The organism is Kosakonia oryzendophytica, assembly GCF_900094925.1.
Lineage (GTDB): Bacteria > Pseudomonadota > Gammaproteobacteria > Enterobacterales > Enterobacteriaceae > Kosakonia > Kosakonia oryzendophytica.
Genome location: NZ_FMAY01000003.1, coordinates 369,624 through 385,350, shown reverse-complemented (window position 1 = coordinate 385,350; position 15,727 = coordinate 369,624). Strand labels below are relative to the sequence as shown.

Here is a 15,727-nt window from a genome sequence, read left to right as displayed (position 1 = left end):
TAAATAATATTTGGTTACATCATTTCTGACCTGGTTAAATAATCGCGTTGCAGGGAAATCCCTGCAACGTAATAGCCATACACTGAGCGTTACACGGCGAGTTTACCAATTGCCCGATGAACCGCCGCCATCGCTTGAGCCACCATCCCCCCCGGAGCTGGAACTGTCACTGCTGCTATGGCTTGTGCTATCGCTACTGCTGTAATGCGTGGTGTCGGTGCTGGTCCAGACGGTGGCGGCGCTACTCAAATGATTGCTTTGGCGGCTCTCGCGGTATTTCTGCCGCCCTGCGGCACTCAGGCGCTGAGGATAAATAAACAGGACGCCGAGCACCATAATGAGTATGGCAACCGGAATCGAGCCGCTGAACCAGACATAGGGCATCAACCACGGTGCCTGGTCACTGAAAAACAGCAGTATCAGCGTCAGCGGGCAGGCAACAACGAACAGTGCTGCTAATAACCGCAGCCTGCCGGTTACCGTCAGGAAAATGATCACCACCGCCAGCGCCAGCAGACTCTTCCACAGGGAAAAATACGCAGATATCTCCTGCCAAAATGTCGGTGGTTCCGCTTTGGGCAAAGGCTGGCTGGCAAGTACGGTACTGATCCCTTCCACACCCTGGGTGATCCCTGTTGCCAGCTCGCCGGATTTAAAGGGCGGAATGATGTACTCATTAATGATTCTGCCTGCCAATGCGTCCGTAAGCATTCCTTCAAGCCCGGTTCCTACCTCGATCCTGACATGGCGGTCCTGCCATGCGACCAGCAACAATATGCCGTCATTACGCAGGGCATTGCCTAATCGCCATTGGTTAAACACCCGCCAGGCAAATTGCTCAATAGTGTCGTTGCCGGTGCTTTGTACCACCAGTACGGCAGTTTGCGTGCCGGAGCGCTCATTGAGTATATTCACCTGGTGGTTAAGCTCTGCCCGTTCCCATGAGGTCAACAGTTCATCCGGATCGTTAACAAAGCCGTTCATCGGCGGAATCGGGGAGGCCAGAGCCTGAGCGGCAAAGCCTGTCAGTACCAGCAACATTGCCAGTATGCGCGCCATATGCATCATCCTTGCAGGGCAATAAGAGAGGAATTACCCCAGCATAATAGCGGCTATTCTTCCGCTATGACAATTTGCCATTACTGATAGTCATTCATTTCAGCGGTTAAAAGCGCTCCCGGCGCGGGTGGCGCAAATGGCACATGATCGGTGGGCGGTAATCTGCAATAATTACTTCTTTAAACTTCCAGTAAGAGTGATGATGCAGTACCCGATTAATGAGATGTTCCAGACCTTGCAAGGCGAGGGTTACTTTACCGGCGTTCCCGCTATTTTTATTCGTTTACAGGGATGCCCGGTGGGGTGCGCCTGGTGCGACACCAAACACACCTGGGATAAGCTTGCGGATCGGGAAGTGTCGCTGTTCAGCATCCTTGCGAAGACTAAAGAGAGCGATAAGTGGGGCGCGGCGAACAGTGAAGATCTGCTCGCCATTATTCAACGCCAGGGCTGGACTGCGCGCCATGTGGTGATTACCGGCGGCGAACCCTGTATTCATGATCTGATCCCGCTGACGGCAACGCTGGAGAAAAATGGCTTTAGCTGCCAGATAGAAACCAGCGGCACTCATGAGGTGCGCGCTTCGCACACTACCTGGGTGACGGTGTCGCCAAAGGTCAATATGCGCGGCGGCTATGAAGTGTTACAGCAGGCGCTGGAGCGCGCTGATGAAATAAAGCACCCGGTAGGACGTTTGCGCGACATCGAAGCGCTGGATACCCTGCTGTCGCAGCTTGCTGATGATAAACACCGGGTGATCGCCCTGCAGCCCATCAGCCAGAAAGAGGACGCGACGCGGTTATGTATCGAAACCTGTATCGCCCGTAACTGGCGGTTGTCAATGCAGACGCACAAATATCTGAATATTGCCTGATACATAAACCCGCCAGCGGCGGGTTTATTGTTTACGACGAGTGGATCAGCCGCGGTAGACGCACCCGGCGGTGCAGGTCTCTTTCACCATCACCGCGCTAAGCAGCGGCACGACGGGCTTCATCTGATCCCAAATCCATTTCGCCAGCACTTCGCTGGTTGGGTTTTCCAGTCCCGGGATTTCATTCAGGTAGTAGTGATCGAGTCGGTCGTAGAGCGGTTTAAACGCCGCTTTCAGCTCCGCAAAGTCCATGATCCAGCCGGTATAAGGATCCACCTCGCCGGTGATCTCCAGGCGCACCATAAAAGAGTGGCCATGCAGACGACCGCACTTATGCCCCTGCGGTACATGCGGCAGATGGTGAGCGGCTTCAAAGGTGAAATCTTTAAACAAGGTGGTAGACATAATGCACTCTCTGGCTAAAAAAACCGCCGCATGGTAGCGGAAATGACCTTTTTTAGCATTAATTAAAATCACTAAAAGCGGTCAACATCGTCCAAATAGAATGTAACGTCTGTTTTTTATATGAAATTCAAAGAGTTGATTAACCTGTTTTAGTGTTAATAACTATAACCAAAAGAGGTTAGTTCTTTTGGTTATTTGTTATTTCCAACCTTTCTTTAATTGTTATTATCCCCACCGTTAACCTTAGTTTCACTTCGGTTTTTTCTACATTATAACCCCGCAGGATTTTGCGCTGCTGCCCACCCGGAGGCGTCGTGAAAAGCGAAGGGGAATTTGCTACTGGAACATAACGACGCATGACGACTCAGGTCCCACCTTCCGCGTTGCTCCCGCTCAATCCGGAGCAACTGGCGTGCCTTCAGGCAGCCACCACTGATTTAACACCCGCCCAGCTTGCCTGGGTTTCTGGCTATTTCTGGGGCGTGCTGAACCAGCAGCCTGGCGCGGCGACGACTGCACCGGCCCCTGCTGCGGTGATCCCGGCCATTACGCTGATTTCCGCTTCGCAAACCGGCAACGCTCGTCGCGTCGCCGAAGCGCTGCGCGACGATCTGCTGGCGGCAAAACTCAACGTCAATCTGGTCAACGCCGGCGATTACAAATTCAAACAGATCGCCAGTGAAAAACTGCTGGTGGTCGTGACCTCAACACAAGGGGAAGGCGAAGCGCCGGAAGAAGCGGTTGCGTTGCATAAGTTCCTGTTCTCCAAAAAAGCGCCGAAGCTGGAGGGCACTGCGTTTGCTGTCTTTGGTCTTGGCGATACCTCGTATGAATTCTTCTGCCAGGCCGGGAAAGATTTCGACAGCAAACTGGCGGAGCTGGGGGCAGAACGCCTTCTGGATCGCGTCGATGCGGATGTGGAATACCAGGCGGCGGCGACCGAGTGGCGCGCTCGCGTGGTTGACGTACTGAAAGCCCGCGTACCGCAAGACACGCCTGCGCAGGCGGTAGCGAGCGCAACCGGTGCTGTGAATGAGGTGTTCTCCAGCCCATACAGCAAAGACGCGCCGCTCACCGCGAGCTTGTCGGTAAACCAGAAAATCACCGGGCGTGATTCTGAGAAAGATGTTCGCCATATCGAAATCGATCTGGGTGACTCGGGGCTGCGTTACCAGCCAGGCGACGCGCTGGGTGTCTGGTATCAAAACGATCCCGCACTGGTGAAAGAGCTGGTTGAACTGCTGTGGCTGAAAGGCGACGAGCCGGTCACCGTCGACGGCAAAACGCTGCCGTTGGCAGAAGCGTTGCAGTGGCATTTCGAACTGACGGTTAACACGGCCAACATCGTGGAAAATTACGCCACGCTGACCCGTAGCGAATCCCTGCTGCCGCTGGTGGGCGATAAAGCGCAATTGCAGCACTATGCTGCCACCACGCCGATTGTGGATATGGTGCGTTTCTCCCCCGCGCAGCTGGATGCTGACGCGTTGATTGGCCTGCTGCGCCCACTGACGCCGCGCCTCTATTCGATTGCCTCTGCGCAGGCGGAAGTCGAGAGCGAAGTGCATATCACCGTTGGTGTGGTGCGTTATGACGTTGAAGGCCGCGCCCGTACGGGGGGAGCCTCGGGTTACCTTGCCGATCGCGTGCCGGAAGAGGGAGAAGTGCGGGTGTTTATCGAGCATAACGACAATTTCCGCCTGCCCGCTAACCCGGAAACCCCTGTAATCATGATTGGCCCCGGTACAGGTATTGCACCGTTCCGTGCCTTTATTCAACAACGCGCAGCCGAGGAAGCGCCTGGTAAAAACTGGCTGTTCTTCGGTAACCCGCACTTTACGGAGGATTTCCTCTATCAGGTGGAGTGGCAGCGTTATGTGAAAGAGGGCGTGCTGAACCGTATCGATCTGGCCTGGTCCAGAGATCAAAAAGAAAAAGTCTACGTACAAGACAAACTGCGCGAACAGGGCGCAGAGCTGTGGCGCTGGATCAATGACGGTGCGCATATTTATGTCTGCGGCGACGCCAATCGCATGGCGAAAGACGTTGAGCAGGCTTTACTGGACGTGATTGCCGAATTCGGTGCGATGGATGCCGAAGCGGCGGATGAATTTTTAAGTGAGCTGCGCGTTGAGCGCCGTTATCAGCGAGATGTCTACTAATGAGCGAAAAACATCCAGGCCCACTGGTGGTCGAAGGAAAACTGGCGGATGCCGAGCGTCTGAAAGAGGCGAGCAACTACCTGCGCGGCACCATTGCTGAAGATCTGAACGACGGTCTGACCGGTGGTTTTAACGGCGACAACTTTCTGCTGATCCGCTTTCACGGCATGTATCAGCAGGATGACCGCGATATTCGCGCCGAGCGCGCCGAGCAGAAACTGGAGCCGCGTCATGCCATGATGCTGCGCTGTCGTCTGCCGGGCGGCATTATTACGCCAAAACAGTGGTTGTCGATCGATAAATTCGCGGCGGACAAAACCCTTTATGGCAGCATTCGTCTGACTAACCGCCAGACGTTCCAGTTTCACGGCATTCTGAAAAAGAACGTGAAACCGGCGCACCAGATGCTGCATGAAGTCGGTCTTGATGCGCTGGCGACCGCCAACGATGTGAACCGCAACGTGCTTTGCACTTCGAACCCGATTGAGTCGGAACTGCATGCTGAAGCCTATGAGTGGGCAAAAAAACTCTCTGAGCACCTGCTGCCACGCACCCGCGCGTATGCCGAAATCTGGCACGATGCTGAGAAAGTCGCGACCACGGACGAAGAGCCGATCCTCGGTAAAACCTATCTGCCGCGTAAATTTAAAACCACGGTGGTGATCCCGCCGCAGAACGATGTTGATCTGCACGCCAATGATATGAACTTTGTGGCCGTGGCGGAAAACGGCAAACTGGTGGGCTTTAACCTGCTGGTCGGCGGCGGTCTCTCTGTGGAGCACGGCAATAAGAAAACGTACGCCCGTACGGCGAGCGAATTCGGCTACCTGCCGCTGGAACATACGCTGGCTGTCGCGGAAGCGGTGGTGACCACGCAGCGTGATTGGGGCAACCGTACCGATCGTAAAAACGCCAAAACCAAATACACGCTGGAACGCGTGGGTGTCGATACCTTTAAAGCGGAAGTCGAGCGTCGCGCTGGCATCAAGTTTGAACCGATCCGCCCGTATGAATTTACTGGCCGCGGCGATCGTATCGGCTGGGTGAAGGGGATCGACAATAAATGGCACCTGACGCTGTTTATTGAAAATGGCCGTATTCTGGATTATCCCGGCCGCCCGTTGAAAACCGGCATGCTGGAAATTGCTAAGATCCATAAAGGCGATTTCCGCTTAACCGCCAACCAGAACCTGATTGTGGCGGGCGTCCCGGAAAGCCAGAAAGCGAAAATCGAAAAACTGGCCCGTGCGCACGGGTTAATGGACGCGGTCAAACCGCAGCGTGAAAACTCCATGGCCTGCGTGTCGTTCCCGACCTGTCCGCTGGCGATGGCGGAAGCCGAACGTTTTCTGCCCTCTTTCGTTGATAAAGTGGAAGCGGTGATGGAGAAACACGGCGTGGGCGATGACCACATTGTGCTGCGTGTGACCGGCTGCCCGAATGGCTGTGGTCGCGCGATGCTGGCGGAAATCGGCCTGGTCGGCAAAGCGCCGGGGCGCTATAACCTGCATATTGGCGGTAACCGTATTGGTACGCGGATCCCGCGGATGTACCGTGAAAACATTACGGAAACGGAAATTCTCAACGCGATTGATGAGCTGGTCGCACGTTGGGCGAGTGAACGCAAAGAGGGTGAAGGCTTCGGCGATTTCACCATCCGCGCTGGCATCATTCGCCCGGTGCTCGATCCCGCGCGGGATTTCTGGGAATAACGCAGCCTGTAAGCCTGATAAGCGTCGCGCTATCAGACAACGAACACAGTGAGGAACGTATGTCCAAACTCGATCTTAATGCGCTGAACGCGCTGCCAAAAGTTGAGCGAGTACTCCAGCTTGCCGAAACGAATGCGCAGCTCGAAACGCTGAGCGCTGAAGCGCGTGTAGCCTGGGCACTGGAAAACCTGCCGGGCGAGTATGTGCTCTCATCAAGCTTCGGTATTCAGGCGGCGGTAAGCCTGCATCTGGTCAATGAGGTCTGTCCAGGCATTCCGGTGATCCTCACCGATACCGGCTATCTGTTCCCGGAAACGTACCAGTTTATCGACGAGCTGACGGACAAGCTCAAGCTTAACCTGAAAGTCTACCGTGCTGAGCACAGTCCGGCCTGGCAGGAAGCGCGCTACGGTAAACTGTGGGAGCAGGGCGTTGAAGGCATTGAAAAGTACAATGACATCAACAAAGTTGAGCCGATGAACCGTGCGCTTGCAGAATTAAATGCGCAAACCTGGTTTGCCGGGCTGCGCCGCGAGCAATCCGGCAGTCGCGCCAATCTGCCGGTATTAGGCATCCAGCGCGGCGTGTTTAAAGTGCTGCCGATTATCGACTGGGATAACCGCACGGTATACCAGTACCTGCAAAAACACGGTCTGGGCTACCATCCTCTGTGGGATCAGGGTTATCTCTCGGTGGGCGATACCCATACCACCCGTAAATGGGAGCCGGGTATGGCGGAGGAAGAGACCCGCTTCTTCGGCCTGAAACGCGAATGCGGGCTGCACGAAGGTTAATACATCTCCCCCTCCTGCGTAGGAGGGGGCTTTCTCACCCCATCAAACTCACATGCGCTGCGACAATGCGCCACCCCCATGGGAATTTCACCCACGTCTGCATCTGCCTGCCCACGCGTTCGCTGTTCTCACGGGTAAATTCCGTACTGGCCACCGCCATGTCCTCGCCAAAAGTGGTGATGGTGGTATTGCGTAACAATCTGTCCAGCCCGGCGGAAGGGCGTGAATGTCGAAAGTCACGAATGGCGGCAATGCCATACAGATTCTCTGTCGCACCATAACGCACGGTGCGCTCATCGTCCCAGAACAACTCATCCAGTACGTCTATATCATTGCTTATCAGTGCCTGCTCATAGCGGTAAAAGGCCGCGGTCACTTCGTTGAGGATCGCCGGGCGATCGATATTGTCTCGGTTCATGTTGCGTCCTGTGGATAAAGTATTCCGGCTTGTTCGAGCCGCCATGCTGCCTGTAAACAGCGGGTTTCTTGCCAGGGCGCACCAATAATCTGTACACCAATCGGCAAACCGCTACGGGTTTTTACCGGTACGGTGACCACCGGCAGACCAAGGAAAGAGATCGGTTGTGTCAACATACCCATACTCGCTTTCACCGGCAGATCCGCCCCGTTAATACGCATGGTCGGCGTACCAATCGGTGTTGCGCTACAGGGCGTTGCCGGCGCGAGCAGCAGGTCAAGCTGTTGAAACAGCGGCAAGGTTTTATCGCGAAACCAGGCGCGGAAACGCTGTGCCTGGGTGTACCAGGCTGACGGCGTCATGGCTCCGGCCAGCAGACGTTCGCGGGAGTTCGGTTCAAAGCGCGACGCTTCAGTGCGCAGTGCGGGAAGATAGTGATTTCCCCCTTCCGCCGCTGACAACAAAAACGCCGCTGAACGCGCCAGTTCGGCTTCCGGTAGCGTCACGGTGCGATCTGCGCCCAGCGCCTGGGCTACGGTGTTTACCGCCTGCCGCGCATCGTCATCGCACCAGGTTGAGAAGTAGCCATCCAGCACCGCACAGCGTAGCGCGTTGCCTGCGACAAGACCTGGCAGAGCCATATCGGCGGTGCGTGTGGACTGCCAGCGATCATCGTTATCACGCCCTTGCAACGCATCATACACACGCGTCAGATCCTCCGCGTTGCGTGCCAGTGGGCCAATATGATCGAGGCTGGCGACAAACGGGTGGCTACCGGTGCGGGAGAGACGACCAAACGTGGGTTTCAGGCCATAAATACCGCACAGCGACGCTGGTACGCGAATCGATCCGTTGGTATCGGTACCGAGGGCAAAATTGACCATACCCGCTGCCACAGCCGCAGCGGAGCCACCGGACGATCCACCTGCCACACGTTGCGGATCGCGCGGGTTGCGGGTTGCGCCATAGTGACTGTTTTCCGTGGTGAAACCGTAAGCATAGGCGTCCATATTCAGCGCTCCGGCAAGCGTCGCCCCGGCGCGGGTGAGCTGGCGTATGGCAAAGGCATCCTGGGTGGCCGCCGGTTGGGTACTGAACAGTTCGGCTCCGGCAAGGGTAGTGATCCCGGCGATATCAAACAGGTTTTTTACCGCATAAGGCACGCCTGCCAGCGCAGGCAGTGGTTCACCCTGGGCGATGCGCACATCAATACGCGCCGCTTCCACCCGTAAGCGCGACGCGGTGATATCGGTAAACGCATTAAGTTGCGGGTTGTGCTGCTCAATGTGCGCCAGGGTGCGCTGCGCCAGTTCGCTGGCGCTAAAGGTTTTCTCTCGCAGCCCGCGTTGAATATCACCAATCGATAAGTTCATAGGCGGTACTCCCCGGCGCCTTCCTGGCGGTGTGGTAAGGGGAAGGCCATTAACGGTTGCGCCATGGCGGCGATACGGGTGAGCTGTACTTCCAGTTCCGCGCGACGGGCATCGTCCAGCGGCACTGCCAGCAGTTGCTCCATCAGCCGGATGTAGGTGAGCCAGTCAAAATCAGTGGTGTTCATCTTTGCTCCTTAAAAACCGGCTGCGCTGCCATTGCTGCGCGGATCGAAAGCCCCTTCCAGCATGCCATTGGCATGGCGAAGGATAGCGCCAGCATGCCCGGTGGCTTCGCTTAAGCCGGGCAGCCACTCCACCTCATGCCCCATCTTGCGTAGTGCGAGGAATGTCTCTTCGCTAAAACCGCTTTCCAGTTTCAGGCTTTCCGACGCCTGTCCCCAGGTGCGCCCCAGCAGCCAGCGCGGTGCGCAGACCGCCGCCTGTAAAGGCATTCCTTGCATCACATGGCGGGTAAAAATGGCGGCCTGGGTTTGCGGCTGACCGTCGCCGCCCATCGTGCCGTACACCATGGTGCGCCCGTCGTTGAGCCGCGCTGCTGCGGGATTTAAGGTATGGAAGGGTTGCTTACCCGGCATTAACGCCAGCAAATGCGACGGATCGAGGCTAAAGGCCGCGCCGCGGTTTTGCAGCAGAACGCCGCTCTCCGGTAGCACCACGCCGCTGCCAAATTCATGGTAAATGCTCTGGATAAACGAGACCGCCAGACCGTTTTTGTCGATCACGCCCATCCACACCGTATCCCCCGGCCCTTTGCCCTGGCCCCAGGGCGCTGCGCGCTGTTCGTCAATGCTGTCAGCCAGCAGCGCCAGCGGTGCTTGCTCGAGCAGGCTTTGTACCGGCAGCGTGACGTGGCGCGGGTCGGTAATGTAGCGGTCACGCAGGCCGAAGGCTTTTTTGGTCGCTTCCACAATACGGTGGATGGTTTGCACGTCGTTCGCCTGGGCCATGTCCAGATGATCGGTGATGCCGAGGATGGCCAGTGACACCAGCCCTTGCGTGGGCGGCGTCATATTAAATACCTCCCCCTGGCTGTGCCGGAGTTTTAGCGGTACGCGGCGCTGAGCACGGTGATGTGCCAGATCCTGGGCGGTAATAGGGATGCCCAGTGCTTGCATCTCATCGGCCATCAGTTGCGCGAGCCCCCCGCGATAAAAGCTGTCCAGCCCCTCGGTGGCGAGTCGGGTCAGGGTGCGGGCCAGCGTTGGCTGGCAAAAACGGCTGCCTGCCTGCGGCGCGGCGCCTTGTGGCAAAAAGGTACTGGCGAAACCGGGCACGTCCACCAGTTCCTGAAATTTATTTTGGCTGGCGCTGGCCTGGGACTGTGTGACCGGAATACCGTCCGCCGCGTAGCGAATGGCATCGGCCAACAGGCGCGACAGGGGTAACGGCGCTGCGCCCAGCGAGGCGGAAACCGCTAATGCCTCATCCCAGCCGCTGAGCGTGCCGGGTACGGTAAGGGCGGCAAGCGGGCCGCGATGAGGAATATGGGAATGTCCGGCATAAAACGCCTGAGTTGCCCGCTGCCCGGCTGCGCCGCTGGCGTCAATGGCTAACGGTTCGCCTTCCGGCGGCACAATCAGCCAGAAGCCGTCGCCGCCAATCCCGTTCATATGCGGGTAGGTCACCGCGATGGTCGCGGCAGCGGCAACCATCGCCTGAATGGCATCGCCGCCGTGGCGTAAAACCGACAGCGCCGACTCGCTGGCAAGATGGTGCGGGGTCACCGCCATGCCAGAGGGGGCCATATTACTTTGCATCGTCACGCTTCCTGTAGTCTTGGGTAAGTGGAGATGACTAAGCAAGAGCTGTTCCAGATTGACGACAAGCGTTTCACTGTGTCAGCTTATCGTGAAACAAAAGTTGCAGGAGAGGCTATGCAGCAGCTGGATGAACGTCTGCGGGAGTGTTATGACCAGCTTTCCCCGCAGGAACAACGTGTTGCGTCATTTGTCATTGATCACTTTGACGATCTGGTGAGCTATAACAGCGCTGAACTGGCGCGGCTCAGCGGGGTGTCGAAAGCCACCGTCAGTCGTCTGTTTAAACGGTTAGGCTACGATCGTTTTAAAGAGATGCGCGATGAGTTACGCAGCCTGCGCCAGAGCGGAATGCCGCTGACGGAGAACCGCGATGCCGTGCAGGGTAATACGTTGCTGGCGCGTCATTACAAGCAGGAGATGGCAAACCTGACCCAATGGGTCAATGCGCTCGATGCCGGGCACTTTGCCGAAGTGATTAGCGCACTTGGCGAGGCCCGTCGGATCGTGATCATTGGCCTGCGCAACAGTGCGCCGGTCGCGCTGCATTTGCGTCAGCAACTGCTGCAAAGCCGGGGCCAGGTGATGGTGCTGCCGCAGCCGGGGCAGACGCTGGCGGAAGAGTTAGTGGATATCACGCCTGCTGATATGGTGGTGATGGTCGCGTTTCGCCGCCGTCCACGCGTGGTGCGGCCGGTACTGGAGGCGCTCTATCAGCAGGGCGTACCGGTGCTGGCGATCAGTGAGCCGCAGGCGACCCGTATCAAAGCGCTGTGCCGCTGGCATATTGGCTTGCCGCTGGACAGCGTCTCGGCATTTGATAGCTACAGCTGTGCCATGAGCCTGGTGAATTTACTGGCGAACGCCTTGCTGCATACCACTCTCACCGCAGGGCGGCAGCGCATTCATCAGATCGCATCGTTGTACACCGACCTGGATGAACTGGAACAACGGTAATGCACTTTAATGGTGCTTTTGCACCACAATGATGATGCATGGCGGGGCGTTTAGCGTCCCGTTTTTTTTGACTAAATGGTCGTAGATTCCAGGTTATTCCTATGCTGGCTTCATCTTTTTGTCTGTGGCACATTAGTTGCAAAAATAACATTAAAGAACCTTTTGTTTCACCATCTGTGCTGTCGCACATCAAAGGATGCGCCCATGTTCGATTTTCAGCAGTTCCCGCAAATAAACCCGCCTCAACGTTTGTTAATGGGGCCGGGGCCGATCAATGCCGATCCGCGCGTGCTGCGCGCCATGGCAAGCCAGTTAGTGGGGCAATACGATCCGGTGATGACCGGCTATATGAACGAGGTGATGGCACTCTACCGCCAGGTGTTCCGCACGCAAAACCGCTGGACGATGCTGGTGGATGGCACTTCCCGCGCGGGCATTGAGGCAATCCTCGTGTCGGCCATTCGCCCGGGAGATAAAGTGCTGGTGCCGGTGTTTGGTCGATTTGGTCATTTGCTGTGTGAAATTGCCCGTCGCTGCCGTGCGGAAGTACACACGATTGAGGTTCCCTGGGGTGAGGTCTTTACGCCGGACCAGATCGAAGATGCGATCGTTCGGGTTAAACCGCGCCTGTTGCTGACGGTGCATGGCGACACTTCCACCACCATGCTACAACCGCTGGAGCACCTCGGTGAGATCTGCCGCCGTCACGGTGTACTGTTTTATACCGACGCAACCGCCTCGCTGGGCGGTAACGTGCTGGAGAGCGATGCCTGGGGGCTGGATGCGGTCTCCGCCGGTTTGCAAAAATGCCTGGGCGGCCCGTCCGGTAGCTCGCCGGTGACTCTAAGCCCGGCGATGGAAGCCGCGATCCGCGCGCGCAAATGCGTGGAGCAGGGGATCCGTACCGAGGCACATCAGGACGGCGCAGATGAGATGATCTACTCCAATTATTTCGATCTTGGCATGGTAATGGATTACTGGGGGCCGGAACGCCTGAACCATCATACCGAAGCAACGAGCATGTTATTTGCCGCCCGCGAATGCGCCCGCATTATGCTGGAGGAGGGCATGGACGCACTCATCGCCCGCCATGAACTGCATGGACGTGCGCTGCTGGCGGGCATCCAGGGCATGGGGCTGACGGTATTCGGCGATATCAGCCACAAGATGAATAACGTGCTGGGGGTGATGATTCCGCAGGAAGTGCAGGGCGAAGAGGTGCGTAAACGGCTGCTGGAAGATTTCCATATTGAGATCGGGACGTCGTTTGGTCCGCTACAGGGCAAGATCTGGCGTATTGGCACCATGGGGTATAACGCGCGGAAAGATTGCGTTCTGCAAACCCTGACGGCGCTGGAAGCCGTGCTTAACCGCCTGGGGTTGCGCACTGTTCAGGGGGCGGGCATGCAGGCTGCGTGGGATATCTACGACGGAGCGAACGGATGATGACCGCCGGGGAGGCCGCCCGCGCCGCAGAGCGGGTGATGGCGCGCTGCGACGAACTCGCGCGTATCAGTGAAACGCCGGGGCAGCTCACCCGGGTCTATCTGTCGCCCGAGCATCTGCGAGCTAACGCATTGGTCGCCTCGTGGATGCAACAGGCGGGTATGCGCACCTGGCAGGATGCGGTGGGCAATATTTGTGGGCGCTACGAAGCGGCATCGGAAGGTGCTCCGGCGGTGCTGCTGGGGTCGCATCTTGATACCGTGCGCGATGCCGGGCGTTACGACGGCATGCTGGGTGTGTTGACCGCCATTGAAATTGTCGACGGGCTGCACCGGGCAAACGTGCGTGGAACCCAGGCGATTGAGATTGTGGGCTTTGCCGATGAAGAAGGCACCCGTTTTAATATCACGCTTCTTGGCAGTCGCGGTCTTACCGGAAGCTGGCCTGCTGAATGGCTGGCCTGTGAAGACGCACAGGGGATAAGCGTGGCACAGGCGCTGGCGCACGCCGGTCTTGATGCGACGCGTATTGGCGATGCGCAACGCCCGGCGGCGGATTTCTCGGCTTATCTGGAGTTGCATATCGAGCAGGGGCCGGTGCTTGAGCAGGAAGATCTGGCGATCGGCGTCGTTACGGCCATTAACGGTGCCCGCCGTTTGCATTGCCGCTTTACCGGCGAGGCCGGGCATGCTGGCACTGTACCGATGAGCCATCGCCGCGATGCGCTTGCCGCCGCGGCGGAATGGATGGTATTGATTGAGCATGCTGCGCGGCAAGCTGGTCCTGAACTGGTTGCGACCGTGGGAACCTTGCAGTGTGAACCCGGTGCGGTGAATGTGATCCCCGGCGTGGTGTCGCTGACGCTGGATATTCGTAGTTCCGATGACCCACAGCGTGAAGCGTTACTGAACCACTTACTGGCGCAAGCCATGCGCATTGCAGAACAGCGTGGAGTGGCGTTTAGCCACGATATTTTTTATACCATTGCCGCCACGCCCTGCGATGGCGAATTGCGCGACAAGCTGGCTGATGCGGTGCGAAACGTTCAGCGGCGTGTGCTGCTGTTGCCCAGTGGCGCGGGTCATGACGCGATTGCCATTGCCGAACGCTGGCCATCGGCCATGCTGTTTGTGCGCTGTGAAAAAGGCATTAGCCATCACCCGGCGGAAAACGTCATGGTGAGTGATGTGGCACTGGCGCTTCGGGCAATGAGCCTGACAGTGCGGGAATTGGTGCTGACGCCGTAGCGCGTTGCGGCTTACCACAGCCGCAGCGTGGTGTTTTCGAGAATGCTGGAAAAGATGTCCATCACTTCTTCACGCCCTGGCAACGCGTCGCTCTGGCCGCTGTGGTGCTGGCTCAGCCAGTAAAGCAGCATGCTCAGAATGCGCCGCGTTTTCAGTCCGGGCAACTCTGCCGCCGTTGCGATGCGCGGCGCGAAACGATGGGCCAGTTGCGGCAGGATGTCGCTCAGGCACACCATTGAGCCATCCAGTAACCGGGCATAGTCGGTGCAAAATTCCCCTGTGCGGGAGGCCCGCAGGTAGAGATAAAAGAGTCCGGCGGGCGGCTGGTGCTTATTTTCCGTAAACCAGGCGACGGTGCGGTGTTCAAGATGGTCGATGGTTTTATCCAGATCCTGATAGATGATGTCCTGATACATAATCAGCTCCCCTTATAACCCGTTGATTCTTTATCCACGTTGTCGTCATGCCTGACCTGAACATGTATCATGGATCGAATACACTATGATAGATTGTGTTTATTTGTGCAAGGTTGTGTTAATTTTGAGGGCTGAGTGTGACCGACTACAATGCATTGCCTGAGCAGAGGCAAGCGCTGATCCATCAGATGCTGATCGACACGGGCCGGGTGATTGGCGTGGATGTTGCCCGTCAGTTAGGCGTGTCCGAACATACCATTCGCCGCGATTTACAGGAGCTGGCGCGAAAGGGGCTGTGCAAAAAAGTGTATGGCGGCGCTGTCAGCCAGCTTAAACAATCCGCCAGCTTTGAAACGCGCGTTGCAGAAAATGTGGAAGAAAAAGAGCCGGTTGCACGCCGATGTGCACAAATGATCAAGCCCGGCAGCTGCATCTTTATTGATTCCGGCTCTACCTATCTCTTAATGGTGAACTTTATCCCGCATGAAATGGAGCTAACCATTGTGACCAATTCCCCCCAAATTGCCGCTGCGCTGAGCAGTCGCAAAAGCGGCGAACTGATTATGCTGGGTGGGAAAGTGAACCCGCTGGTAGGGAGTGCATTGGGTTCAGAGACGGTGAATCAACTGCGCAATATGCTTTTTGATCAGGCGTTTATCGGCGTCTGTGGGCTGGATCCGCAGGCTGGACTCAGCGCAGCCTATTACGATGATGCCTGTTTCAAAAAAGAGGTGTTTAACCAGAGCAATGAAGTGATTGCCGCCGTCACTGCCGACAAAATTTCGCAGGTGGCGCGCTACAAGGTCGCGGGTTGTGAGGAGATCGACATTGTTGTCGCCAGCACACAAACTCCCACGCACAGCTTCCGTCATACCAGCCTGCGGTTTGAGGTGGCGGAATAGCATTGCTCGGTTGTGTTAAGTTGTGTTGATTTATCGTCATTGCCTGCCCAGGCATCCGGCCTGCCTGCACCAAACCCATTCGTTCCCTTTGCAAGCCCGATAAGCACAGCGCTATCGGGCGTCATCCTCGGATAAGGGGTAATGCCTTCTCCGCTCACCGTCATCAAACCCGTTTGAAGCTCTG

At 57.0% G+C, this 15,727-nt stretch carries 15 protein-coding genes; 8 read left to right on the top strand and 7 right to left on the bottom strand.

The features are described from left to right. Positions 1 to 102: 102 nt before the first annotated feature. Complete coding sequence (locus GA0061071_RS07920; RefSeq protein ID WP_061497444.1) at positions 103 to 1,059, bottom strand: TPM domain-containing protein; 957 nt, start codon at positions 1,057 to 1,059, stop codon at positions 103 to 105. A 202-nt stretch (positions 1,060 to 1,261) separates the two neighbouring features. Between GA0061071_RS07920 and queE the strand changes: the two genes are divergently transcribed. Then, positions 1,262 to 1,933 (top strand): 7-carboxy-7-deazaguanine synthase QueE, encoded by a 672-nt coding sequence (gene queE, locus GA0061071_RS07915; RefSeq protein WP_061500156.1) that lies wholly within the window; start codon positions 1,262 to 1,264, stop codon positions 1,931 to 1,933. A gap of 45 nt (positions 1,934 to 1,978) precedes the next feature. Here queE and queD read toward each other — a convergent pair whose 3' ends face one another. Then, positions 1,979 to 2,338 (bottom strand): 6-carboxytetrahydropterin synthase QueD, encoded by a 360-nt coding sequence (gene queD, locus GA0061071_RS07910; protein WP_061497441.1) that lies wholly within the window; start codon positions 2,336 to 2,338, stop codon positions 1,979 to 1,981. Between the two features lie 356 nt (positions 2,339 to 2,694). Between queD and cysJ the strand changes: the two genes are divergently transcribed. Genes cysJ through cysH form a run of 3 tightly spaced genes read left to right on the top strand, consistent with a single transcriptional unit; the run spans position 2,695 to position 7,006 of the window. Then, the gene (cysJ, locus tag GA0061071_RS07905) at positions 2,695 to 4,500 is read left to right on the top strand and encodes an NADPH-dependent assimilatory sulfite reductase flavoprotein subunit (protein ID WP_088236819.1); all 1,806 of its coding nucleotides are present in this window, start codon (positions 2,695 to 2,697) and stop codon (positions 4,498 to 4,500) included. Further along, complete coding sequence (gene cysI, locus GA0061071_RS07900) at positions 4,500 to 6,212, top strand: assimilatory sulfite reductase (NADPH) hemoprotein subunit (RefSeq protein WP_088236818.1); 1,713 nt, start codon at positions 4,500 to 4,502, stop codon at positions 6,210 to 6,212. The genes cysJ and cysI overlap by 1 nt, the downstream gene beginning before the upstream one ends. 59 nt (positions 6,213 to 6,271) lie before the next feature. Further along, positions 6,272 to 7,006, top strand: coding sequence for a phosphoadenosine phosphosulfate reductase (cysH, locus tag GA0061071_RS07895; protein WP_061497434.1), 735 nt, complete (start codon positions 6,272 to 6,274; stop codon positions 7,004 to 7,006). 34 nt (positions 7,007 to 7,040) lie between these two features. Here the strand turns inward: cysH and hpxZ are convergent, their stop codons facing one another. From hpxZ to GA0061071_RS07875, 4 genes are read right to left on the bottom strand one after another with little or no spacing between them, the layout of a single operon-like run. Further along, positions 7,041 to 7,424 carry an oxalurate catabolism protein HpxZ gene (gene hpxZ, locus GA0061071_RS07890; protein WP_061497432.1) on the bottom strand — a complete coding sequence of 128 codons (384 nt, stop codon included), beginning with the start codon at positions 7,422 to 7,424 and terminating at the stop codon, positions 7,041 to 7,043. After that, a complete protein-coding gene (locus tag GA0061071_RS07885; protein WP_088236817.1) occupies positions 7,421 to 8,797 on the bottom strand; it encodes an AtzE family amidohydrolase in 1,377 nt (458 codons plus the stop codon). Before GA0061071_RS07885 ends, hpxZ begins: the two co-directional genes overlap by 4 nt. Continuing rightward, positions 8,794 to 8,982, bottom strand: a complete 189-nt coding sequence (hpxX, locus tag GA0061071_RS07880) for an oxalurate catabolism protein HpxX (protein WP_088236816.1) — start codon at positions 8,980 to 8,982, stop codon at positions 8,794 to 8,796. The genes GA0061071_RS07885 and hpxX overlap by 4 nt, the downstream gene beginning before the upstream one ends. Positions 8,983 to 8,991: 9 nt before the next feature. After that, positions 8,992 to 10,575, bottom strand: a complete 1,584-nt coding sequence (locus GA0061071_RS07875; RefSeq protein WP_088236815.1) for a gamma-glutamyltransferase family protein — start codon at positions 10,573 to 10,575, stop codon at positions 8,992 to 8,994. A 117-nt stretch (positions 10,576 to 10,692) separates the two neighbouring features. On the opposite strand from GA0061071_RS07875, the gene GA0061071_RS07870 reads away from it, so the two are divergent. The 3 genes from GA0061071_RS07870 (at position 10,693) to hpxK (ending at position 14,225) form a co-directional block, all read left to right on the top strand. After that, positions 10,693 to 11,532: a MurR/RpiR family transcriptional regulator gene (locus GA0061071_RS07870; protein WP_061497424.1), complete on the top strand. Its 840-nt coding sequence runs from the start codon at positions 10,693 to 10,695 to the stop codon at positions 11,530 to 11,532. A 204-nt stretch (positions 11,533 to 11,736) separates the two neighbouring features. After that, a complete protein-coding gene (locus GA0061071_RS07865; protein WP_061497422.1) occupies positions 11,737 to 12,978 on the top strand; it encodes a pyridoxal-phosphate-dependent aminotransferase family protein in 1,242 nt (413 codons plus the stop codon). Continuing rightward, positions 12,975 to 14,225, top strand: coding sequence for an allantoate amidohydrolase (hpxK, locus tag GA0061071_RS07860; RefSeq protein WP_088236814.1), 1,251 nt, complete (start codon positions 12,975 to 12,977; stop codon positions 14,223 to 14,225). Before GA0061071_RS07865 ends, hpxK begins: the two co-directional genes overlap by 4 nt. 11 nt (positions 14,226 to 14,236) lie before the next feature. On the opposite strand, the gene GA0061071_RS07855 is transcribed toward hpxK, so the two are convergent. Further along, complete coding sequence (locus GA0061071_RS07855) at positions 14,237 to 14,641, bottom strand: hypothetical protein (RefSeq protein ID WP_088236813.1); 405 nt, start codon at positions 14,639 to 14,641, stop codon at positions 14,237 to 14,239. Positions 14,642 to 14,778: 137 nt separating this feature from the next. Here GA0061071_RS07855 and GA0061071_RS07850 point away from each other — a divergent pair, with 137 nt between their 5' ends. Beyond that, a complete protein-coding gene (locus GA0061071_RS07850) occupies positions 14,779 to 15,543 on the top strand; it encodes a DeoR/GlpR family DNA-binding transcription regulator (RefSeq protein WP_088236812.1) in 765 nt (254 codons plus the stop codon). Positions 15,544 to 15,727: the final 184 nt, after the last annotated feature.

What these genes read in the sequence shown, in the direction of transcription:
- cysJ (WP_088236819.1), top strand. Translation starts at nt 2,695, where the DNA reads ATGACGACTCAGGTCCCACCTTCCGCGTTGCTCCCGCTCAATCCGGAG.
- cysH (WP_061497434.1), top strand. Translation starts at nt 6,272, where the DNA reads ATGTCCAAACTCGATCTTAATGCGCTGAACGCGCTGCCAAAAGTTGAG.
- hpxX (WP_088236816.1), bottom strand. Translation starts at nt 8,982, where the DNA reads ATGAACACCACTGATTTTGACTGGCTCACCTACATCCGGCTGATGGAG.
- GA0061071_RS07875 (WP_088236815.1), bottom strand. Translation starts at nt 10,575, where the DNA reads ATGCAAAGTAATATGGCCCCCTCTGGCATGGCGGTGACCCCGCACCAT.
- GA0061071_RS07920 (WP_061497444.1), bottom strand. Translation starts at nt 1,059, where the DNA reads ATGGCGCGCATACTGGCAATGTTGCTGGTACTGACAGGCTTTGCCGCT.
- GA0061071_RS07870 (WP_061497424.1), top strand. Translation starts at nt 10,693, where the DNA reads ATGCAGCAGCTGGATGAACGTCTGCGGGAGTGTTATGACCAGCTTTCC.
- GA0061071_RS07855 (WP_088236813.1), bottom strand. Translation starts at nt 14,641, where the DNA reads ATGTATCAGGACATCATCTATCAGGATCTGGATAAAACCATCGACCAT.
- GA0061071_RS07885 (WP_088236817.1), bottom strand. Translation starts at nt 8,797, where the DNA reads ATGAACTTATCGATTGGTGATATTCAACGCGGGCTGCGAGAGAAAACC.
- cysI (WP_088236818.1), top strand. Translation starts at nt 4,500, where the DNA reads ATGAGCGAAAAACATCCAGGCCCACTGGTGGTCGAAGGAAAACTGGCG.
- queE (WP_061500156.1), top strand. Translation starts at nt 1,262, where the DNA reads ATGCAGTACCCGATTAATGAGATGTTCCAGACCTTGCAAGGCGAGGGT.
- hpxZ (WP_061497432.1), bottom strand. Translation starts at nt 7,424, where the DNA reads ATGAACCGAGACAATATCGATCGCCCGGCGATCCTCAACGAAGTGACC.
- queD (WP_061497441.1), bottom strand. Translation starts at nt 2,338, where the DNA reads ATGTCTACCACCTTGTTTAAAGATTTCACCTTTGAAGCCGCTCACCAT.
- GA0061071_RS07865 (WP_061497422.1), top strand. Translation starts at nt 11,737, where the DNA reads ATGTTCGATTTTCAGCAGTTCCCGCAAATAAACCCGCCTCAACGTTTG.
- hpxK (WP_088236814.1), top strand. Translation starts at nt 12,975, where the DNA reads ATGATGACCGCCGGGGAGGCCGCCCGCGCCGCAGAGCGGGTGATGGCG.